The organism is Paraburkholderia sp. BL18I3N2 (genome assembly GCF_003001875.1).
In the GTDB taxonomy this organism is placed as follows: domain Bacteria; phylum Pseudomonadota; class Gammaproteobacteria; order Burkholderiales; family Burkholderiaceae; genus Paraburkholderia; species Paraburkholderia phytofirmans.
In genome coordinates, this window is sequence record NZ_PVNC01000004.1 from 362,145 (window position 1) to 382,272 (window position 20,128).

A 20,128-nucleotide genomic window follows, 5' to 3' on the forward strand; every position below is an offset into this window, starting at 1 on the left:
TGACCGGGCTATTTGCTCAGCATGCGCATGGCGGCCTCGAGGCCGGCGAGCGTGAGCGGATACATGCGATGGCCGAGCACTTCGCGAATCGCGCTGACCGACTGCCGGTACGCCCACAAGCCTTCCGGTTCGGGATTGAGCCACGCGTGATGCGGGAAATGATCGGCGAGCCGGCGCAGCCATACCGCGCCGGCTTCGGCGTTGTTGTACTCCACCGAGCCGCCCGGTTGCAGCACTTCGTACGGGCTCATGGTCGCGTCGCCGACAAAGATCAGCTTGTAGTCGGAGGTGAATTTGTGCAACACGTCCCACGTCGGCATGCGCTCGGCGTGACGGCGGCGGTTGTTCTTCCACAGGAAGTCGTACACGCAGTTGTGGAAGTAGTAGAACTCCAGGTGCTTGAACTCGGCTTTGGCGGCGGAGAACAGTTCCTCGGTGCGCTTGATGTGATCGTCCATCGAGCCGCCCACGTCGAGCAGCATCAGCACTTTCACCTTGTTGTGCCGCTCGGGCACCATCTTCAGATCGAGCCAGCCGGCGTTCGCGGCGGTGCTGCGGATCGTGTCGGGCAGATCGAGCTCTTCGGCGGCGCCTTCGCGCGCGAACCGGCGCAGGCGGCGCAGCGCGATCTTGATGTTGCGCGTGCCGATTTCCACCTGGTCGTCGTAATCGCGATAGGCGCGCGCTTCCCACACCTTGACGGCGGTGCGGTTGCCCGCCGCGTCGCCGCCGATGCGCACGCCCTCCGGGTTGTAGCCGCCATTGCCGAACGGCGACGTGCCGCCCGTGCCGATCCACTTGCTGCCGCCTTCGTGGCGCTCTTTCTGTTCGTCGAACAGTTCCTTCAGGCGCTCCATGAGCTTGTCGAGGCCGCCCATCGCCTCGATCTGCGCTTTTTCTTCGGGCGACAGATCGCGTTGCAGCTTCTTCTTCAGCCAGTCGAGCGGGATGTCGAAGGCGAGCTCCGACGCTTGCGCGACGCCTTTGAAATACGCGCCGAACGCCTGATCGAACTTGTCGAAATACTGCTCGTCCTTGACCAGCGTCATGCGCGCGAGATAGTAGAACTCGTCGAGCGACGGCGCGATCACGTTGGCCTTGAGCGCTTCGAGCAGCGTCAGGTATTCCTTCACCGACACCGGCAGTTTGGCGGCGCGCAGCGAGTAAAAGAAGTCGATCAGCATGCTGGGTCCTCCGCGGCGGCGGTTGGTCGGGGCGGCGCGCTTTTCAGCGGCGGCCTCGCGACCATCCGGCTCCTGGTCACGATCAATACGCGCTCATTGAACGTCCGGTGAGCGCTCAATCAGCGCCCAATCAGCGCTCAATCAACGGTTATTGCGGTTCATGAAGATCAGCCGCTCGAACAGGCTCACGTCCTGCTCGTTTTTCAGCAGCGCGCCATGCAGCGGCGGAATGGTCTGCTTCTGGTCGGACGAGCGCAGCGCTTCGGGTGGAATGTCTTCGGCGAGCAGGAGCTTGAGCCAGTCGAGCAGTTCCGAGGTGGACGGCTTCTTCTTCAATCCGGCGACGTTGCGCAGTTCGAAAAAGCTCTGCATGGCGGCCGCGAGCAGATCCTTCTTGATGCCCGGATAGTGCACCTCGACGATCTGCTGCATGGTGACCGGATCGGGGAACTTGATGTAGTGGAAGAAGCAGCGGCGCAGGAACGCGTCCGGCAGTTCCTTCTCGTTGTTCGACGTGATGATCACGAGCGGGCGCTGCTTCGCGCGGATCAGCTCGTGCGTCTCGTACACGTAGAACTCCATGCGGTCGAGTTCACGCAGCAAATCGTTCGGAAATTCGATGTCGGCCTTGTCGATCTCGTCGATCAGCAGCACGGTTTGCTCGTCCGACTCGAACGCCTGCCACAGCACGCCCTTGACGATGTAATTGCGGATGTCCTTGACGCGCTCGTCGCCGAGCTGCGAATCGCGCAGGCGCGAGACCGCGTCGTACTCGTACAGACCCTGCTGCGCCTTGGTGGTGGACTTGATGTGCCACTGCAGGAGCGGCATGCCGAGTGCGGCGGCGACTTCTTCGGCGAGCATCGTTTTGCCCGTGCCGGGTTCGCCCTTGATCAGCAACGGGCGCTTGAGCGTCATCGCGGCGTTGACCGCGAGCTTGAGGTCGTCGGTGGCGACGTACTGCGATGAGCCTTCGAAACGCATGGCGAGATGCTCTTTTTCGGGAAAAAACCCAGTATAAGTCAGAAGACCTGTTGGCTTGAAACCGCCTCGCGTAAGGTGTCATCCGCGGTGCCGTGGCGTGCAGCGAGTGCGCATGCGGCGTCGGCGAACGGGCCGAAGGCTCGCCCGGCGGGCCCGGTGGGCGGGCGCGCCGGGCGCGAGCGGGCTGAATGCGGCGTCGGTTGCCGCGCTGGCCGCGGAGTCGAACGGGTGCAATCAGCGCGAGCGGCCCGTATGCGACGGCGGCCGCCATGCCCTGCGGATCGGGCGCGGCCGAGCAAAGCGGCGCTAGCCGTGGCTTTGCAGCGGCCGGATGCGCCGCGGCCCCGCGCGGTGGACGTTCGGCGCGGCGTCGCGGTACAATTAGCCCGATTTTTTTGGCCTGCGTGGCTACCCTATAAGAATAACGGCGCGGGCCGTTGCCTTTTGGTCGCCCGTTTCCCCTCAAGCCAGGTTACATGCTATGAATAAATTCGTTGGCAAAAACGTCGTGATCGCAGCGCTGTCGGTGCTCGCGGGCTATACGGCCAGTGCGCAGGCAGCGGATGTCGTCGGCAACGCGAAGGCGGGCCAAGGCAAGGTCGCGATGTGTATTGGCTGCCACGGCATCCCTGAATACCGCACGGCTTACCCTGAGGTCTACCGCGTGCCGATGCTCGGCGGGCAGAACCAGGCGTACCTCGAGAACGCCCTGCATGGCTACAAGAAGGGCGACCGCCATTTCGAAACAATGCGCGCCATCACCGCGTCGCTGTCGGATCAGGATATCGCCGACATCGCGGCCTACTACGCAGCGCAAAATTCCTCTTCGAAGAGCAATCCCGACAAGTGACCGGCTGCGGCTCGTCCATCCAGTCACTCGGCAAATAAATTCGCGGGATAGGAGAATTCATGAATAAGCCCCAACAGGCACTCCACACGGTGTTCAAGGCTGCATGCGCGTCGGCGGCAGTGATCGGTCTGGTTGCAGCGAACCTCGCGTATGCCGCCGACGCCGGCAACGGCAAGGTGCTAGCTGAAAGCCACAACTGCGCGGCATGTCACGGCGTGAATCTGAACAAGCCGGTGAGCCCGGAATATCCGAAGCTCGCGGGGCAGCATTCCGACTATGTCTACTTTGCGCTGCGTCAGTATCAGATGGGCAACGGCAACCCGCATTTCGGCCGCAATAACGCGATCATGCAGGCGCAGGTGCAAAGTCTGTCGCAAGGCGATATGAAAGACATCGCCGCTTATGTCGAATCGCTGAACGGCGATCTGGTGCAGAAGAAATAAGCGCGTCGCACGTCCTTCGCGCCGCTTTCGGATTGAACGACACCCCGCTTCGGCGGGGTGTTGTGCTTTTGGAGCCGCGGTCTTTGCCCGCTCGCCCGTGTGCGCGCGACGCAGGCCTTAGTCGCGCGTGGCGCGTCGCTCGATGCGTTGCAGATACGCGTCCGTGTCCGGCGGCGTGCCCGTGCGCTGCGCCTCCCAGATGGTTTCGCCGAGGCAGTCCATGATCGCGTGCTGCGCCTCGTGGGTCGAGCCGAGGCGTGCGGCGAGCCGTTCATGCGCCGCGCGAATGCCGGGCGGCTGGTCGATCGACAACTGTTCGGTGATCGCCAGATGCATCGACAGATGCAGAAACGGATTGGTCTGGCCGCGTTCGGGTGAGTAGTCCTGAGCCTGGGCGGCGTCGCCGTCGGTCAGGTCGGCGTGGTATTCGGGATGTTCGACGATCCAGTCGGCGGCAATCGCCTCCAGCGGCGTCAGAATTTCGCCTTTGCGCTGCTTGCGCCAGGTGTCGGTGAAGAAGAGACGGACTTCGTCGCGGCTGGGATTGAACATCGTAAGACCGGTGCGTTGAGTGGGGCGTTGGACGTGAGCCTGTGAAGCGTCAACTCGTGAAGCGGACGAGCGGACGAGGCAGGGCGTCATTTTACGCCGGGGCGGCGCGGGCTGCTGGCGGCGCCCCGGCGCTTCAAGCGGCGCCGGTTGCGCCTACAGATCCGGCGGCGGCGTTTTCGGCCGGAACTCGCACAGCGGCTCGATCACGCAATGCCAGCATTCAGGCCGGCGCGCCTTGCACACATAACGGCCATGCAGGATCAGCCAGTGGTGTGCGTCCTGCTTGAACTCGGCGGGCGTGAATTTCTCCAGCGCCACTTCGACCGCGCGAACGTCCTTGCCGGGCGCAAGACCGGTTCGATTCGCAACCCGAAAGATGTGCGTGTCCACCGCAATGGTCGGATGACCGAATGCCGTGTTCAGAATCACATTGGCCGTTTTCCGGCCGACGCCCGGCAGACTTTCGAGCGCTTCGCGATCCTCGGGCACTTCGCCGCCGTACTGGTCGAGCAGAATGCGGCAAGTCGCGATGACGTTCTTCGCCTTGGTGCGATAGAGGCCGATGGTCTTGATGTAGCCAGTCACGCCTTCTTCGCCCAGATCGAAAACCTTCTGCGGTGTGTTCGCGACCGGGAACATCTTGCGCATGGCCTTGTTGACCGACACGTCGGTGGCCTGCGCCGACAGCAGCACGGCGATCAGCAGTTCGAACGGAGTGGTGTACTCGAGTTCGGTTGTCGGATGAGGATTGAGACTCTGAAGCGCCTCGTAGATGGCGCGGCGTTTGTTCGCGTTCATGCTGGGCGTGACGGTGCGGTTAGCGCTTGTCGGACGGCGTGCCGGTGTCGTCCGCGGCGAGGCCGAGACGGCGGCGGCGTGCTTCGGCGGCATCGATCTGCGCCTGCACATCCGCGCTCACGCGCTCGGTGTTCAGCGGGCCTTGGCCCTTGGCGGCCAGTTCCTCTTTTTTCTTGCGAGCACGTTCGAGCGCGGCCTGGATGATCGCGCGTTTTTTGGCTTCGGCGTCGTCAGCGGTAGGTGCGGCCAATGGCGCCGCGTCGGTGGCCGCAGTTGTTTCGGTAACCTGAGCAGTGGCAGCGCTGCCTGCTCGCCGCGCTGCAGCACGTGCTTCGGCAGCCTCGCGCTCGCGTGCGAGACGCGTTTCGCGCCGGTCGTGGCGTGCGCGCGCGGCGTCGGCCTGCGCCTGGCTCCACGCATCCCAACCGGTTGCTTCACCCGTGACCGGCGGCAACGCAATGCAGTCGACGGGGCAGGGCGGCACGCACAAATCGCAACCGGTGCAAAGCTCGACGATCACCGTATGCATCTGTTTCGGTGCGCCAACTATTGCATCGACTGGACAGGCCTGCATGCACAACGTGCAGCCGATGCAAACTTGTTCGTCGATAACCGCCAGCGGGCGCGGCCTTTCGACGCCATTGGCGGAATTGAGCGGAATCACCGGCTTGCCGAGCAACACGGCAAGCCGGGCAATACCTTCGGCACCGCCCGGCGGGCACTGGTTGTAATTGGCCTCGCCGCTTGCAACGGCTTCGGCATAGGGACGGCATGCGGGGTAACCGCACTTGGTGCATTGCGTCTGGGGAAGCAGATCTTCGATGCGGTCTGCGAGTGTTCTGGTATCGGTCACGGTCACGGCGTGGGGCTCTGACTGGTGCTTTGGCTTGCGGCCGCACAGCTTGAACTAAATAGCACATTATCGCCGATTTCCCCAATTGCCATCCGCAATCCATGTGCCATAATCGAAGCGCTTTTTCGAAAGACCGCAGAAGGGTATTCCCCCAACCAGCCCGTTCAGTGCTGTCGGTGCAAGGCCCGAGGAGAGGCCGGCGGCGCGATCCGGATAACGCGGCTCACGAAGACGATGCCACCATGAATCAGCCGAAAATCAAAAGAGATCCTGAAGGCACACGGCGCCGCATTCTGCTTGCGGCGGCCGAAGAGTTTGCAAATGGTGGGCTATTCGGCGCGCGCGTCGATCAGATCGCTCGCCGCGCGGAAACGAATGAGCGCATGCTCTATTACTACTTCGGTAGCAAGGAACAGCTTTTCACCGCGGTACTCGAGCACGCGTTCAGCGCGCTCAACGAAGCGGAGCGCACGCTCGAACTCAATGGCATTGCCCCGGTCGAGGCCATCACGCGTCTCGCGCATTTTGTTTGGGATTACTACCGCGATCATCCCGAGTTGCTGCGTCTCATCAATAACGAGAATCTGCATGAAGCGCGCTATATGCAGAAGTCCACGCGCATCCGCGAAATGATCTCGCCTATCGTCGCCACGCTCGGCGGCATTCTGGAGCGCGGTCAACGCGCGGGGCTGTTTCGCACCAATGTCGACCCGCTGCGCTTCTATGTCACGCTGTCCGGCATGGGCTATTACATCGTGTCGAACCGCTTCACGCTTGAGGCCACCCTCGGCCGCGATTTCAGCAGCGCGAGCGAGCGCAGTGAAGTGATTCAGATGAACACCGAGTTGCTGCTCGCCTACCTGTTGCGGAAGTAACCTCGCGTCGCGCGCTGGGCACCGAGGCTTCGGGATCCTCATAAACGACAACGGCCTCCGAAGAGGCCGTTGTTTATCGACTATGCGTGCGAAGCTCAGGCTTCGACTTTTTCCTTCGCTACCTTCGGCGCCTTGTTGTGCGCGAGGATGAAGTCGCGCAACTGCGGGTAGATGATGGTGCGCCAGCGGCGCCCCGAGAAAATGCCGTAGTGCCCGCACTTTTCCGCTGTGAAGTGTTGCTTGTGCTCCGACGGAATGCCGGTGCACAGCTCGTGCGCGGCATAGGTCTGGCCGTCGCCGGAGATATCGTCCAACTCGCCTTCGATCGTGAAGAGCGCGGTCTTCGTGATGTCCTGCGGTTTCACCCGTTCGCCGGAGACGTGCCACGTGCCTTCGGCAAGGCTGAATTCCTGGAAGACCACGCGGATCGTGTCGAGGTAATAGTCCGCGTCCATGTCGAGCACGGCGTTGTACTCGTCGTAGAAGCGGCGGTGCGCTTCCGCGTCGTCTTCGTCGCCGCGCAGCAGGCTCTGGTAGTAATCCCAGTGCGACGCCGCGTGGCGTTCCGGATTCATGGCCACAAAACCGGTGTGCTGCAAAAAGCCCGGGTAAACCTTACGGCCCACGCCCGGATAATTCGGCGGCACCGTGAAGATCACGTTGTTCTCGAACCACTCGTACGAGTGCTGCGTGGCAAGCGAGTTGACCGAGGTCGGGCTCTTGCGCGCGTCGATCGGGCCGCCCATCATCGTCATGGTGCGCGGCGTGTCTTCGCCGCGGCTCGCCAGCAGCGAAATGGCGGCGAGCACCGGCACGGTCGGCTGACACACCGAGATCACGTGCAGATTCTTCGCGCCAATGTGACGGATGAACTCCTGAATGTAGGCGACGTAGTCGTCCAGACGAAACTGGCCGGCTTCGAGCGGCACCATGCGTGCGTCGATCCAGTCGGTCAGGTAGACCTTGTGATCCTGCAGCAGCGTTTTAACGGTGTCGCGCAGCAGCGTGGCGTGGTGTCCTGACAACGGTGCGCACACCAGCACGACCGGCTCATCTTTCAATTGGGTGACAGCGTCGCTGTCGTCCGCGAAACGCTTGAAGCGCATCAGGCGGCAAAACGGCTTTTCGATGATCGTCTGTTCGATGATCGGAATGTTGTGGCCGTCTTTGACAATCTGATGAAGGTTGAACTCAGGCTTTTCGTAATCTTTGCCAAGCCGGTAGAGTAGTTCGTAACCGGCTGAGAGGCGCGTGGCGCCGGGCACGTAGGCCAAAGGGCTGGCGGGATTCGCGAAGGATTTCGACGCGGCCTGAGCCCAGGCGGTGAGGGGGCTCAACATCGCCCGTTGGAATTCGTGCAGTTGGTAGAGCATGGGTGCTCCGTTTTAAGCGGTTCGCATGGGGCTTCGCAAACACGCGTGTGGCGTTGCAGCGGGCCAAATTGGTTGTAGGCACATTGTTTTTCGGCCGACATTCTCGTCGATCATATCGAACAAAGCGTACTTGTGCAATGCAGCATTTTGCGCGCGGCTAGCACGCAAACTGTCATTAAATCATGCTACTGGCGATGTTGCCGCGCCGCTATCGGGGGTTGCAGCAGCATCAAGTTCCGTTGCTCCGGTGCCGTTATGGGGCGGTTGCCCGGTCGCCTGCGCCATGGCCTGTTCATGTTTCATCAGGTTCAGGCCGGTGTGCACGAGCGCCACGTGCGAAAACGCCTGCGGAAAATTGCCGACAAGACGCTTCGCAGCGGGATCGTACTCCTCCGCGAGCAAACCGACATCGTTGCACAGCGCGAGCAGCCGTTCGTACATCGCGATCGCTTCGTCGAGGCGGCCTTGCAGCGCCAGGTTGTCCACCATCCAGAACGAGCACGCTAGAAACGTTCCTTCTCCCGGCGGCAGGCCGTCGTCGTATTCGGTTGTGCGATAGCGCATCACGAAGCCGTCGTGCATCAGGTCGCGTTCGATCGCGGCCACGGTGCCTTTCACGCGCGGATCGTTCGGCGGCAGGAAGGCGACCAGCGGCATCAGCAGCACACTCGCGTCGAGCCGGTCGGTGCCGTAGCACTGCGAGAACGCGTTGAGCGTGGGATTCCAGGCCTTCTCGCAGACTTCCGCGTGGATTTGCGCGCGAGTGGCGCGCCAGTCGTCGAGCGGGCCCTCGAGCTCGAACATTTCCGCCGACTTGATCGCGCGATCGTAGGCGACCCACGCCATGACTTTCGAGAAGGTGAAATGCTGGCGGCCGCCGCGTGTTTCCCAGATGCCTTCGTCGGGTTCCTGCCAGATCGTGTCGAGGTGCTTCAGCAGTGCGCGTTGCACGTTCCATGCGGTGTCGTCCGCCTGCAGGCCGCCGACCCGCGCCAGATGGAGCGCATTCATCACTTCGCCATAGACGTCGAGCTGGCGCTGGCCGACCGCGTTATTGCCGATCCGCACCGGTTTCGCGTCCTGATAGCCCGGCAGCCAGTCGATTTCGAATTCGGGCAGACGCCGCTCGCCGGCGATGCCGTACATGATCTGCAACTGATCCGGCGCACCGGCCATCACGCGGCCGAGCCAGCTGCGCCACGCGCGCGCTTCGTCGTAGTAACCGCCGCGCATCATCGCGAGCAGCGTGATGGTGGCGTCGCGCAGCCAGCAGTAGCGGTAGTCCCAGTTGCGCGTGCCGCCGAGCTGCTCCGGCAGCGAAGTAGTGGGCGCGGCGACGATGCCGCCGGTCGGCTCATAAGCGAGCGCCTTCAGCGTGATCAGCGAACGGCGGATCGGTTCGGCCCAGCGTCCTTCGACCGTGCTGCGCGCCGACCATTCGAGCCAGTGATTCTCGGTGCGTGCCAGCGAGGTGTGCGGGTCGCGCGCCGGCGGAATGCGCAGATGCGAGGCCGCATAAGCAAGCGAGAACGGCACCCGTTCGCCTGCGCTGACAGTGAATTCGGCGACCGTCTTCATGTCTTCGCCGCGCAACTCGACCGGCGTGCGCAACACGGCCGTGTCCGGTCCGACGATCGCCTTGATGCCGCTGTCGTGCTTCAGGCGATCGACCCACGGCACGGAGAAGCCGTAATCGAAGCGCAGCACCAGTTCCATTTTCATGCGCACGGTGCCGCGTCTGCCGACCACGAGCCGCACCATTTCCGACCAGCCGTTACCCGGCGGCATGAAATCGATCAGCGTGACGGCGCCCTCGCACGTCTCGAAGTCGGTTTCGAGGATCAGCGTTTCACCGCGATAACGGCGGGTGATGGTCGGCGGCGTGTCCGAGACCGGCGAGATCAGCCAGCGGCCGTTTTCGGGCGTGCCGAGCAGGGCGGCGAAGCAGGCGCCCGAATCGAAGCGCGGCCAGCAGAGCCAGTCGACGGATCCATCGCGGGAAACTAGCGCGGCCGTATGGCCGTCGCCGATGAGCGCATAGTCTTCGATGAGTGCGGGCATGGGAGCGGGTCAGTAGTGCGCGCGGCGAGTCGCGCTGCGCGAGATGTCGTTGAAGTGTGGTTGCCTTTACCCGACTGGCGCGATGCGTTTTGGTTCATCACGCGACGCAAAAACGCGGGTTGGTAAATGTCAAATCAATGCCTACAATCAGATTTCATGCCGACGCCCGGAGGAGCTTTCCGGATTATGAACCGGCCCCGCCCATGGCGCATACAGACGCCGTTTCCGAGGACCAAAGCTATGCTGAACCCGTCGAAATCTGATTGCATCACGATTCTCTCGGCCGCCAGCGAACTTGCCGACGATTCGATGTTGCCGCTCGATCATGGCCGCCTGGGCCTGACTCGCAACGGCTTGTTGACCGCTGCCGCCTTTCTGGTCGAACGGGCGTGCTTTCGCCGTTATCAGGCAGGCGACGGCCATTATGCCGTCGGCGCGCTGTCGTTGCAGGGACGGCTGCGTCTCGACCAGCTTTCGAACGGTTAACCGGCGGCGCTTCATGCACACGGAATGGTGACTTCACAGCACTGACCGCAAACTCACCATGCTTCGGGCGAACGACGTTGCTTCGCCATGCCGTTCCGGTTTTATCGCTTGCCTCAAGCTTCACGGCCATCGGCGCGTGAAGCTTTTGCACGTCTCATGTCCTGCCTCCATGCGGGGCGCAGCCGGGCCGGCGCTGCGCCCGGCCGCGCGTTCCATGCTTGCGTAACCCTTGCGTAAGCGCTTGCCGCCGCCGCTCAGAAGTGCGACGACCCCACGCCGAAGATCCCAATGATGCCGATGATGATCAGATAGAGCGCGACGATGTAGTTCAACAGGCGCGGCATGACGAGAATCAGAATGCCGGCGATCAACGAAACCAGCGGGCCCAGGCTGAGTGTGACGTTCATGAAGACTCCGTAGTGTGAGACGCGATTGAAAAAACGCCCCGTCAGGCGGGACAATTGCTGCTCATGCCGCCGATTGTCGATTACCGGCTGATCCGGCGCGGGTCGACGGAATCGCTGCATGATCCGAGACAACGCTTTTATACTTCTTTCGATAAGAACAACGCTCGACCGATTGCGCGGCAGACCAGCGACACCATGACAACCGATTCAATCAAATAACCGCTGTCCGAGGAGGTCATATGCTTCGTCGTCACCGAGCCGCCGCGATGCGTGCCGTTGCGGATTCCCGCTTGCCTTCTGCTGCTGATTCCACTTCATGGCGCGTCGCGCGTGGTCCATTGCGCTCTGCCCGCTCGATAATAAAAGGTTTCGTGCTCATGGTCTCGATTGTTGCTTCGCATGCATTTGCGCAAGATTCCGGCCCGGCTCCCGCCGACGGCGTGTATGACATGCTGGTCGGCACTTATACCGGCCCAAAGAGCGAAGGTCTGTACGTCTATCGCTTCGACACGAAGACGGGTGAAGCGACGCGCGTTTCGGCCGCGCAGACGGTCAACCCGTCCTACCTTGTGGTGAGCCGCGACCGCCGCTTCGTCTACGCGGTCAACGAAATGCCCGGCGACAACGGCCCGGCCACGCAACGCGGCGGCATCAGCGCGTTCCGTTTCGACGCCGCGAGCGGCCAGTTGACGTTTCTCAACAAGGTCTCTTCGGACGGCAACGACCCCTGCTATTTGAGCCTGTCGCCGGACGGCAAGTATTTGCTGACCGCGAACTATTCCGTGGCCGCGGATCCCGGCGGCAGCTTCGCGGTGTTCCCGTTGCAGGACGACGGCCAGGTCGGCGCGTCGGTGCTCACCGTGCATCACGAAGGCGGCGGTCCGGTGAAGGGCCGTCAGGACAACTCGCATGTTCACTCCACCGTGTTCTCGCCGGACGGCCACTATCTGTTCGCGCAGGATCTCGGCGCGGACAAGCTGTACTCGTATCGCTACACGCCTGACGGCAGCCGCGGCCTGTTCGGCCCGACCGACTGGCGCTACAACCAGGAAAAAGCCGGCTCGGGTCCGCGCCATCTGGTGTTCGGCGCCGACGGCAAACACGCATATCTGACGAGCGAAATGGCCGCCACGGTCAGCACGTTCAACTATAACGACGGCAAGCTCACGCAGGTTCAAACGCTGTCGCTGACCGAACCTGGCTTCAAGGGCGCGGTGGGCGCGGCGGCGATTCATCTGTCGCCGGACGGGCGCTTTGTGTATGCTACCAATCGCGGCGACGCCAACGACATCGTGATCTTTTCGGTCGACCCAACCAACGGGCACCTGAAGAAGATCGGCCGTCAATCGAGCATGGGCAAGTCGCCGCGTGAGTTCGCGATCGACCCGACCGGCAACTGGCTGATCGTCGGCAATCAGAACAGCGATACCGTATATGTGTTCAAGCGCGATCAACAGAGCGGTTTGCTCGAAGCAAATCCGAAACATTTCGAGCTCGGCGCGCCGGTGGACTTCAAGCTGGTCTCGCCGTCGTAACACGAGATGCCGACGACGCGGTGAAAGACGAGGCGGGTGATGTCGATGCGCCGCGCGCGGGATGAAAAAACGGGCCGCGTTTGTGAAGCGGCCCGTTTCTTTTTTGTGGTCGATTTCGCGGCGAGGTTGTTTGCGCTTGAGTCCTGCGTCCCTCGGAAGCGCCGGCGATCAGCTGCAATCAGCGGCGTTCACCGGCCATTCGCCGCTTATTCCGCCGGCCCGGGCGCCAGCACTTCGCGGCTGCCGTTGATGCCCATCGCCGACACGAGGCCCGCGGTTTCCATCTGCTCGACGAGCCGCGCCGCGCGGTTATAACCGATGCGCAACTGCCGCTGCACCGACGAGATCGACGCACGCCGGGTGCGCACCACGAAGGCGACCGCTTCGTCGTAGAGCGGGTCGGCTTCCGCATCCGGCGATTCGCCGAACAGGTCTTGGGCCGCGCCGCCATCGGTGGCCGGGCCGTCGAGAATGCCTTCCTCGTACTGCGGCTCGCCGAACTGCTTCAGATACTCGACGATCCGATGCACTTCCTCGTCGGCGACGAACGCGCCGTGCACGCGTTGCGGATAGCCCGTGCCGGGCGGCAGGAACAGCATGTCGCCCTGACCGAGCAGCGACTCGGCGCCCATCTGATCGAGAATCGTGCGCGAGTCGATCTTCGACGATACCTGGAAGGCGACGCGCGTCGGAATATTCGCCTTGATGAGGCCGGTGATCACATCCACCGAAGGACGCTGCGTCGCCAGAATCAAGTGGATGCCGGCGGCGCGCGCCTTCTGCGCGAGGCGCGCGATCAGCTCTTCGATCTTCTTGCCGGCCACCATCATCAGGTCGGCGAGTTCGTCGATCACGACTACGATCAGCGGCAATGGCGCGAGCGGTTCGGGCGCTTCCGGCGTCAGCGAGAACGGGTTGCCGAGCTTCTTGCCCTTGGCCTCGGTATCGCGGATTTTCTGGTTGAAGCCGGCCAGGTTGCGCACGCCGACCGCGGACATCAGGCGATAGCGCTTTTCCATTTCGCCGACACACCAGTTGAGCGCGTTGGCCGCCAGCTTCATGTCGGTGACGACGGGCGCGAGCAGATGCGGAATGCCTTCGTAGACCGACAACTCCAGCATCTTCGGGTCGATCATGATCAGGCGCACTTCTTCCGGCGTCGCCTTGTAGAGCAGCGAGCAGATCATCGCGTTGATCGCCACCGACTTGCCCGAACCGGTCGTGCCGGCGACCAGCATATGCGGCGCCTTCGCCAGATCGGCGACGACCGGATGGCCGGTGATGTCCTTGCCCATGGCGAGCGTCAACTGCGAATGCGAGTTCTGGTAGACGCTGGCTTCGAGGATTTCGGAGAGGCGGATAGTCTGGCGCTTGGCGTTCGGCAATTCGAGGCCCATGCAGGTCTTGCCGGGAATCGTCTCGACCACGCGGATCGACGTGAGCCCGAGGCCGCGCGACAGATCCTTCATCAGGCCGACGATCTGACTGCCGCGCACGCCGAGCGCCGGTTCGACTTCGAAGCGCGTGATGACCGGGCCGGCCGATGCGCCGACGACGGTCACCGGCACCTTGAATTCCTGCAGACGCTGTTCGATCAGCAGACCGGTTTCGATGAGCTTTTCTTCGGAGACCGGTTCGACGTCGATGTCCGCGGGCGCGAGCAGGTCGAGCGTGGGCAATTCGACCATCGATGCCGCGGGCGCGCGGAACTCGAAGCCGTTGGCGGGGCTGTGGCCGCGCAGGGGAGGGCGTGGCTGGACGGCGGGTTCGGTGGGCTCGGTTGCCTCAGTTGCCTCTACGGACGGGGTCGCGGTTGTAAATGGTGCCGCGAGCGATGCCGGTGTTGCCGGCGCCAGCGGCGGCATGGCGGCTTCGTTCGGACGTTCTTCAACGGCGAAAGATTCGTCGTCGGCGACATCGGATGCCGCGGGCGCTGTCTGAACCGCGAAGCCCGGAAAGCGAACCACGTTTGATGCTTGCGGCGCGAGGTTCTGCGGCGGCACCGCGATGGGCAGGTTCGAAGCGTGCGGGTTAGCCGACGAGTCCGGCGTCTGCGGTGTCGTGCTTTGCGGCGCCGCTGCGGTGCTTATGTTCGCCGCATGTGCGGTGGCCAATGTCTCCGAGACATGCGGCGCGACATGCTGCGGCGGCATTGCGGCGGCGATGTTTGCAGCGTGCGCAGCGGTCGGCGAGTCCGATGCTTCAGGTACATCCGACAGGGCAGGGGCGTCCGCCGTTTCCGTTTCGACGGGCGTGGCGGACTCGCCAGCGCGGGCGATGCTCAGCGATGGCATGGCGGCGTCAGGCGTCGGGCCGGTTGCGCTCGACACAACGACGCGGCTGACAGCCGGCACGCTCGATGACGACGCGGCGTGTTGCGCCAGTACCGCATCGAGTTCGGCTTCCCAAGGCGCGAGCGTTTTATCGATCACCACTTCAGCAGCCGACGCGGGCGCGGCGGCTTGCGGCTCGACAAACGGTGCGGCTTCTTTCGCTTGTTCGGCAATGGCCGGCGCAGTGGTGTACTCGGCGACGCGCGGTGCGATGACTTCTGAATGGTGCGCAGGCTGGCCGAGCGTCTGTGCCGTTTCAACGCTCGGGCTCGCGTGATGATCGGCGTGAGTTGTCGATACGGTCGGATCGTCTTCGAACGGCGGTTCATCCTCGTGCGCTTCGCTTGCTTGCAACTGCGCGGCGAAAATTTGGAACGGCGTCGGCGTGGCGACCGGCGGCACAAACTGCGATGCCGGCGAAGGCGAAGGCGAAGGCGAAGGCGAAGGCGCAGCAATCAGCGCGTGCTCAACCACCGGCGCCGCCGTCAACGGCGGTTGAATAATTGGCGGCTCGATCGGCCACTGCACGACGGGCTCGTGGCTGACTTCGGGCGGCACTTCGAACGCGGCTTCCACGCGCGGCGCATCGACCGGCGCCTTTGTCACGTGATTGACCGGCGCGCCGTCCGCAACTTCAAGCGAAGGATGATGCGCATCTGGCGTCAAAGCCGGTTCAGCCGCATCTGCGCGCGACACATCCACAGTCGACTGCTCGGGCTCGAACGACGGCGCCGCGTTCGGTGCACTCGTCACCTTCGCGTTTTCCGAGCCAGTGCTGCGCGCGAGGCTCACGCCCGCGATATCGGTCCAGCGTGCGGCGTTTTCCGCGATGCTGCGAAGGGTCTCCTGGACGCTGGCAGGCGGCGTGACTTTCTGCGTCGCCGGCATCGGACGCGTGTAGCTGGGCGCCAGACGGCTCGATGCCGGCGTCGGCGTGGCGTCGTTCGAACGCGGGGCAGGCGAGAAAGCTTGCCGGGGCGCCGGCGTGCGATTGACGGAAGCCGCCGAGGCCGCCGCACCTTGGGCCGTCGTCGAAGGGCGGCTCGCGCCGGCCGCTGCGGCTCCAACTGGGCCTATGGCGGAATGAGAACCCGCGCTGCCCGACAGGGCTCGCGCCGTCGCTGACGTGTGCACCGCTGCCTGAGCTACCTTGGCCGCAGCACCCGCAGCACCCGCAGCACCCGCAGCACCCGGAACAAATGCGCCCCCGGCCGCCAACCCCGCGCCGGCTCCCGCCGATCCTACGGGCCGTTGCTCGCCAGCCGAACGACGTCCAACCTGCGACGCGCCAACGCGAGCGGAAGCAGAAGCGGAAGCAGAAGCGGAAGCAGAAGCGGAAGCACCAGACACCCCCGACCCACCTGCCGAACCTGAGACTGAGCCCGCCATCGATCCCGCTCCCGGCGCAGTCGCGCGCGGCCCGGACTCGCGCAACCAACCAGCCGGCGCAACTGGCTCAGCCGGCATCCACGCAGCCTTCTCCGCTTTGAGTGGTTGCGTCTGCATCGGCACATGCCGCGGCGGTGTCGTGGCGGCGCCCGTGCGCAGTACCGGCTCAGCCTGCTTCGCCTGGCTGCGTGGTGTTGTCGCGCTCGCGCGCCAGCTCGCCGCAGCGCCACGCGCCGCCGCATCCTTGCCCGCCACGCTCGCCGCAGCGCCAGCCGCAGCCGCGTCGCGCCCACGCGCTGGCGGACGCCAGACCGTCGGGCGCGCATAACGGCCATTGGTTTTAGGCGCCATCGTATTGGCGGCCGGCGAAACATGCGACGGCAAACCATCGTCGACGCTGCGATGACGGCGCGCTTCCTCGTCGCGTTTGGCCAAGCCGCGCGACAGGCCGAGACCGAACGCGCCGTCGGCCCAGGCGGCGAAATCGCGCCAGCGGAAATCGATCAGCCAGGGCAGGCTGATGAAAAGCAGCGCGAGCGCCGCGAGAGGCGTGCCGATATGCCCAAGCAGATGGCCGAAGCCCGCAGCCAGCGCATGGCCAAAGCCATTCACGCCGGCTACGGCGATCAGCGACGCCTCGAGCGTGCAGCTCGCCACCAGCACGCAGACGAAACCGAGCCACAGCCGGATCGTGCCGGGGCCGCGCAGGCCCGCGCCGCCCGGCAGAGCCGACTTCACGAGACGCCACAAAAGAGGAATGAACCAGACGGCTGACCCGCCGAACCAGCCGAAAACTACCGTGTGCATACTAGACATCAGCGAATGACGGACGCGCGAAAACGCAATCCGTCGAGTTTAACCGGCGAAGCCCGATGCTTCGAAGGCAGACGCAAGTATGCTTGCGTCCAATTGGAAAACAGACCGGCGCGCGGTCTGCCGTCGGTGAAAAACAACGGCTGTCGGGACAGCCTTCACCCGTCATACGGACCGTCCGGATCGCGGCGCCGCTGTGCGCAGTCCGCTGCGCTCATCAGCGCGCCAGCGCATCGAAGGGACGATCCGCGACGCGTTCATTTCGTGCTGCTGTCGAAGGTCAGCGTGTCGCCGTTGTCGAGCACCAGTTGCATCTGCTGCGGCGCGCGCATCTGCACGCCGGTGCGGTCGATGTGCGTGAGCGCATTGAGATACGCCCCTTCGATCTGTCCGCCCGGCGTCGCGCATGCCATGCGCGTGCCGCCGAGCGTGCCGAAGCTCAGCTTGCCGTCTTTCAACGCGTACGAGCCCATGTAACGGTTGCAGCCGGAAAAGCCGCTGGCGTGGCGCTGGCCGGTCGAGGTGGAGAGCGTCAACGTGATCGGCTTGCCCTGATCGGCGGCCGGGATTGCGCGCGTCGTGCCGTCGGCCTGTTTCCAGGCGCTCAGCACCCAACTGGTGTCGTCGAGCAGTTGCGCGGCGGCGGGATTGAATGGGTCGGGGGCGGCGGCTTGCTCGTCGGGATGTTTCGGGATCGCACAGGCGCTCAACAGCGCGGCGACGCTCAACGCGGCAATGGCGGTGCGCAGATAAGGGTTCAAGCAAGGGGTGAAGCGCGCAACACGTCGCGCGGAGGAGCTTTGGAGCATGGCGTCGTTCCTCTTCAAACTGGCGAAGGCGTAAGGGTAACGCACTAAGCTCGCCGCACGCGAGAGCAACGGCACGCGAAAGCGCCGATTCGGAGCGCCGCGGCGCCCTTGCGCGCCGCCTTCGCGCCACGCCGTTGCCCTGCACGCGCGAATCATGGTGCGGCCGCCGCGAGCAAGGCGCGGCGAGGGGCCCGCATGTTAACATCGTGCTCTATCCAATCCCACCCTCATCCGACTTTTATCTGGAGACCTCATGCAGATCGGCCAACGGATCGGCACGCCCCTTTCTGAATCCGCCACGCGCGTCATGCTGCTCGGCGCCGGCGAGCTCGGCAAGGAAGTGATCATCGCGCTGCAGCGGTTGGGCGTCGAAGTGATTGCCGTCGACCGTTACCCGAATGCACCGGGTCACCAGGTGGCGCACCGCGCGCACGTGATCGACATGACCGACCGCGCCGCGTTGCGCGCGCTGGTCGAACAGGAGCGGCCGCATCTGATCGTCCCCGAGATCGAGGCGATCGCCACCGACGCGCTCGCCGCCATCGAAAGCGACGGTCTCGCCGAAGTGATTCCGACCGCGCGCGCCACGCAACTCACCATGAATCGCGAAGGCATCCGTCGTCTGGCCGCTGAGGAGCTCGGCTTGCCGACCTCGCCGTACGCATTCGCCGATTCGCTCGACGAACTGCGCGCGGGCATCGCCAAGGTCGGCTATCCGTGCGTGGTGAAGCCGGTCATGTCGTCGTCGGGCAAGGGGCAGTCGGTGCTGCGCAGCGACGCCGACGTCGAACCCGCATGGCAATACGCGCTGGCCGGCGGCCGCGTCAATCACGGCCGCGTGATCGTCGAAGGCTTTATCGACTTCGAATACGAAATTACGCAATTGACCGTGCGTGCCATCGACCCGGCGAGCGGCGAGGTCAGCACGTATTTCTGCGACCCGATCGGCCACGTGCAGGTGGCGGGCGACTACGTCGAATCGTGGCAGCCGCAGCCCATGAGCCCGCTCGCGCTGGAACGTTCGCGCGAAGTCGCGCACAAGGTGACGGCCGCGCTCGGCGGGCGCGGCCTGTTCGGCGTGGAACTTTTCGTGCGCGGCGATGACGTATGGTTTTCGGAAGTGAGTCCGCGTCCGCATGACACGGGTCTCGTCACGCTGTGCTCGCAGCGCTTTTCGGAGTTCGAATTGCACGCGCGCGCGATCCTCGGGTTGCCGGTGGATACGTCGCTGCGGGCGCCGGGTGCGTCGGCGGTGATTTATGGCGGGCTCGACGAGGCCGGCATTGCCTTCGAAGGCGTGGCCGCGGCGTTGGCGGTACCGAACGCGGACCTGCGGCTGTTCGGCAAGCCGGAGAGTTTCGCCAGGCGCCGCATGGGCGTGGCGCTCGCCACCGGCGAGAACACCGACGAAGCCCGTTCGCGCGCGAAGCAGGCCGCGGCGGCGGTGCGGCCGGTGTCGGCAAAGTAAGTGACGGCGCAACGCAGCGACTCGCGGTAGCCGAAGCGATTCGCCGTGCACCGCTCACCCCGCGTGTCCGGCGTCATCGCCGCGCGTGCAATCTGAGTGCTTGGGCTCGTCGAGCCTACCGGAGTAGAGGTACGTATGGCGCTGGACATTCGCAACACCACGCGGCGCGGTTGGACCGGCCGACTCGGCGCACTCGGCGTGTTGTTCGCGCTGTGCGCCGGGTTGACCGGATGCGGCCTCGCGGCTGCGCCGTGCCGGGTCGCGTCGGCAGGCTTGAAGATCGTGCCGCTGGTCGGACATGTCGCCGCCGCGCCGACTGACGCGTGCGCCGACGTGATCGATCCGTAACCGGTCCGTCGCCACTCGTTCAGCCGCAACGTGCGGCGCGTCACCCGCGTTTGATTGGTAGCAACGATCGAGGCATCTCATGAAGAAATGGCTTGTTGCAGTCACCACGGCGGCGGGTTTCGCGGCGCTATGCGGCGAGGCGTGGGCCGCGCCGTTGCAGTTCTCCGAGATTCAGACCAAAAACCGTCAGACGCACAAATACACCTGCGCGACCGGCAAGATCCTGCACGTCACTTACTGGAACACGGCGAATGGCCAGAGCTTCGCGCTCGTGCCGGTGAAGGGCAAGCAACTGCTGTTCGTCAACACGCTGTCGGCGTCCGGCGCGAAATATCAGGCCGGCAGCTACACGTGGTGGACCAAGGGCCCGCGCGCCGACCTGTACGACGCCATGGCCGGCGAAAACGCGCCGCCCATGCTCTCCGACTGCATCACCATCAATCGCTGAGCGCGATGCGGCGGCTTTCCCTTCCCATGCCGCCGCTTCTTCTTTCGACCCCTGCCTTGCGCCTCGCAGCATTGCTCGCCAGCGCACACCGTTTCCATTCGAGTAGTAAGCTGTCCCGC

19 protein-coding genes are annotated in these 20,128 nt (G+C 64.1%); 8 read left to right on the forward strand and 11 right to left on the reverse strand.

The annotated features are described in order from the left end of the window. Positions 1–8: 8 nt before the first annotated feature. Positions 9–1,184, reverse strand: a complete 1,176-nt coding sequence (locus B0G75_RS14780) for a VWA domain-containing protein (RefSeq protein WP_106306535.1) — start codon at positions 1,182–1,184, stop codon at positions 9–11. A gap of 141 nt (positions 1,185–1,325) precedes the next feature. Continuing rightward, positions 1,326–2,168: a MoxR family ATPase gene (locus B0G75_RS14785; protein ID WP_106306538.1), complete on the reverse strand. Its 843-nt coding sequence runs from the start codon at positions 2,166–2,168 to the stop codon at positions 1,326–1,328. 481 nt (positions 2,169–2,649) lie between these two features. Here B0G75_RS14785 and B0G75_RS14790 point away from each other — a divergent pair, with 481 nt between their 5' ends. Together B0G75_RS14790 and B0G75_RS14795 are read left to right on the forward strand one after the other, a co-directional pair. After that, a complete protein-coding gene (locus B0G75_RS14790) occupies positions 2,650–3,018 on the forward strand; it encodes a c-type cytochrome (protein WP_106280215.1) in 369 nt (122 codons plus the stop codon). A gap of 59 nt (positions 3,019–3,077) precedes the next feature. Then, positions 3,078–3,461, forward strand: a complete 384-nt coding sequence (locus tag B0G75_RS14795) for a c-type cytochrome (protein WP_106306541.1) — start codon at positions 3,078–3,080, stop codon at positions 3,459–3,461. A 117-nt stretch (positions 3,462–3,578) separates the two neighbouring features. Here the strand turns inward: B0G75_RS14795 and B0G75_RS14800 are convergent, their stop codons facing one another. The 3 genes from B0G75_RS14800 to rsxB all read right to left on the reverse strand — a co-directional run bounded on the left by B0G75_RS14800 (position 3,579) and on the right by rsxB (position 5,664). Further along, positions 3,579–4,013, reverse strand: coding sequence for a DUF1841 family protein (locus B0G75_RS14800; protein WP_012432270.1), 435 nt, complete (start codon positions 4,011–4,013; stop codon positions 3,579–3,581). 153 nt (positions 4,014–4,166) lie between these two features. Then, positions 4,167–4,811 (reverse strand): endonuclease III, encoded by a 645-nt coding sequence (nth, locus tag B0G75_RS14805; protein ID WP_106306884.1) that lies wholly within the window; start codon positions 4,809–4,811, stop codon positions 4,167–4,169. 19 nt (positions 4,812–4,830) lie between these two features. Next, positions 4,831–5,664 (reverse strand): electron transport complex subunit RsxB, encoded by an 834-nt coding sequence (gene rsxB / locus B0G75_RS14810; RefSeq protein ID WP_106306881.1) that lies wholly within the window; start codon positions 5,662–5,664, stop codon positions 4,831–4,833. A 242-nt stretch (positions 5,665–5,906) separates the two neighbouring features. Between rsxB and B0G75_RS14815 the strand changes: the two genes are divergently transcribed. Further along, positions 5,907–6,539, forward strand: coding sequence for a TetR/AcrR family transcriptional regulator (locus B0G75_RS14815; RefSeq protein ID WP_012432273.1), 633 nt, complete (start codon positions 5,907–5,909; stop codon positions 6,537–6,539). Between the two features lie 95 nt (positions 6,540–6,634). On the opposite strand, the gene B0G75_RS14820 is transcribed toward B0G75_RS14815, so the two are convergent. After that, positions 6,635–7,912: a polyhydroxyalkanoate depolymerase gene (locus tag B0G75_RS14820; protein WP_106306544.1), complete on the reverse strand. Its 1,278-nt coding sequence runs from the start codon at positions 7,910–7,912 to the stop codon at positions 6,635–6,637. A 180-nt stretch (positions 7,913–8,092) separates the two neighbouring features. After that, entirely contained in the window at positions 8,093–9,973 is a 1,881-nt protein-coding gene (locus B0G75_RS14825) for a glycoside hydrolase family 15 protein (protein ID WP_106306547.1), read from the reverse strand. Positions 9,974–10,213: 240 nt separating this feature from the next. Between B0G75_RS14825 and B0G75_RS14830 the strand changes: the two genes are divergently transcribed. Continuing rightward, positions 10,214–10,459: a hypothetical protein gene (locus tag B0G75_RS14830; protein ID WP_106306550.1), complete on the forward strand. Its 246-nt coding sequence runs from the start codon at positions 10,214–10,216 to the stop codon at positions 10,457–10,459. Between the two features lie 254 nt (positions 10,460–10,713). Here B0G75_RS14830 and B0G75_RS14835 read toward each other — a convergent pair whose 3' ends face one another. Continuing rightward, on the reverse strand, positions 10,714–10,866 hold the full coding sequence (locus B0G75_RS14835; RefSeq protein WP_007175701.1) for a DUF3096 domain-containing protein: 153 nt from the start codon (positions 10,864–10,866) through the stop codon (positions 10,714–10,716). A gap of 250 nt (positions 10,867–11,116) precedes the next feature. Then, a complete protein-coding gene (locus tag B0G75_RS41340; RefSeq protein ID WP_258194478.1) occupies positions 11,117–11,245 on the reverse strand; it encodes a hypothetical protein in 129 nt (42 codons plus the stop codon). Here B0G75_RS41340 and B0G75_RS14840 point away from each other — a divergent pair. Next, entirely contained in the window at positions 11,244–12,401 is a 1,158-nt protein-coding gene (locus tag B0G75_RS14840) for a lactonase family protein (RefSeq protein ID WP_258194479.1), read from the forward strand. The genes B0G75_RS41340 and B0G75_RS14840 overlap by 2 nt on opposite strands. A 206-nt stretch (positions 12,402–12,607) precedes the next feature. On the opposite strand, the gene B0G75_RS14845 is transcribed toward B0G75_RS14840, so the two are convergent. Then, positions 12,608–16,930, reverse strand: coding sequence for a DNA translocase FtsK (locus B0G75_RS14845; protein ID WP_106306557.1), 4,323 nt, complete (start codon positions 16,928–16,930; stop codon positions 12,608–12,610). A 263-nt stretch (positions 16,931–17,193) separates the two neighbouring features. Then, positions 17,194–17,745 (reverse strand): META domain-containing protein, encoded by a 552-nt coding sequence (locus B0G75_RS14850; RefSeq protein WP_106306887.1) that lies wholly within the window; start codon positions 17,743–17,745, stop codon positions 17,194–17,196. Positions 17,746–17,998: 253 nt separating this feature from the next. On the opposite strand from B0G75_RS14850, the gene purT reads away from it, so the two are divergent. From purT to B0G75_RS14865, 3 genes are all read left to right on the forward strand, one after another. After that, positions 17,999–19,213, forward strand: coding sequence for a formate-dependent phosphoribosylglycinamide formyltransferase (gene purT / locus B0G75_RS14855; RefSeq protein WP_106306560.1), 1,215 nt, complete (start codon positions 17,999–18,001; stop codon positions 19,211–19,213). A gap of 135 nt (positions 19,214–19,348) precedes the next feature. Then, complete coding sequence (locus B0G75_RS14860; protein ID WP_106306563.1) at positions 19,349–19,561, forward strand: DUF6726 family protein; 213 nt, start codon at positions 19,349–19,351, stop codon at positions 19,559–19,561. Positions 19,562–19,640: 79 nt separating this feature from the next. Next, positions 19,641–20,009 (forward strand): MliC family protein, encoded by a 369-nt coding sequence (locus B0G75_RS14865; RefSeq protein WP_106306566.1) that lies wholly within the window; start codon positions 19,641–19,643, stop codon positions 20,007–20,009. Positions 20,010–20,128: the final 119 nt, after the last annotated feature.

Coding starts and splice junctions, on each gene's coding strand:
- B0G75_RS14780 (WP_106306535.1), bottom strand. CDS start 1,184: ATGCTGATCGACTTCTTTTACTCGCTGCGCGCCGCCAAACTGCCGGTG.
- B0G75_RS14785 (WP_106306538.1), bottom strand. CDS start 2,168: ATGCGTTTCGAAGGCTCATCGCAGTACGTCGCCACCGACGACCTCAAG.
- B0G75_RS14790 (WP_106280215.1), top strand. CDS start 2,650: ATGAATAAATTCGTTGGCAAAAACGTCGTGATCGCAGCGCTGTCGGTG.
- B0G75_RS14795 (WP_106306541.1), top strand. CDS start 3,078: ATGAATAAGCCCCAACAGGCACTCCACACGGTGTTCAAGGCTGCATGC.
- B0G75_RS14800 (WP_012432270.1), bottom strand. CDS start 4,013: ATGTTCAATCCCAGCCGCGACGAAGTCCGTCTCTTCTTCACCGACACC.
- nth (WP_106306884.1), bottom strand. CDS start 4,811: ATGAACGCGAACAAACGCCGCGCCATCTACGAGGCGCTTCAGAGTCTC.
- B0G75_RS14815 (WP_012432273.1), top strand. CDS start 5,907: ATGAATCAGCCGAAAATCAAAAGAGATCCTGAAGGCACACGGCGCCGC.
- B0G75_RS14820 (WP_106306544.1), bottom strand. CDS start 7,912: ATGCTCTACCAACTGCACGAATTCCAACGGGCGATGTTGAGCCCCCTC.
- B0G75_RS14825 (WP_106306547.1), bottom strand. CDS start 9,973: ATGCCCGCACTCATCGAAGACTATGCGCTCATCGGCGACGGCCATACG.
- B0G75_RS14830 (WP_106306550.1), top strand. CDS start 10,214: ATGCTGAACCCGTCGAAATCTGATTGCATCACGATTCTCTCGGCCGCC.
- B0G75_RS14835 (WP_007175701.1), bottom strand. CDS start 10,866: ATGAACGTCACACTCAGCCTGGGCCCGCTGGTTTCGTTGATCGCCGGC.
- B0G75_RS14840 (WP_258194479.1), top strand. CDS start 11,244: ATGGTCTCGATTGTTGCTTCGCATGCATTTGCGCAAGATTCCGGCCCG.
- B0G75_RS41340 (WP_258194478.1), bottom strand. CDS start 11,245: ATGAGCACGAAACCTTTTATTATCGAGCGGGCAGAGCGCAATGGACCA.
- B0G75_RS14845 (WP_106306557.1), bottom strand. CDS start 16,930: ATGCACACGGTAGTTTTCGGCTGGTTCGGCGGGTCAGCCGTCTGGTTC.
- B0G75_RS14850 (WP_106306887.1), bottom strand. CDS start 17,745: ATGCTCCAAAGCTCCTCCGCGCGACGTGTTGCGCGCTTCACCCCTTGC.
- purT (WP_106306560.1), top strand. CDS start 17,999: ATGCAGATCGGCCAACGGATCGGCACGCCCCTTTCTGAATCCGCCACG.
- B0G75_RS14860 (WP_106306563.1), top strand. CDS start 19,349: ATGGCGCTGGACATTCGCAACACCACGCGGCGCGGTTGGACCGGCCGA.
- B0G75_RS14865 (WP_106306566.1), top strand. CDS start 19,641: ATGAAGAAATGGCTTGTTGCAGTCACCACGGCGGCGGGTTTCGCGGCG.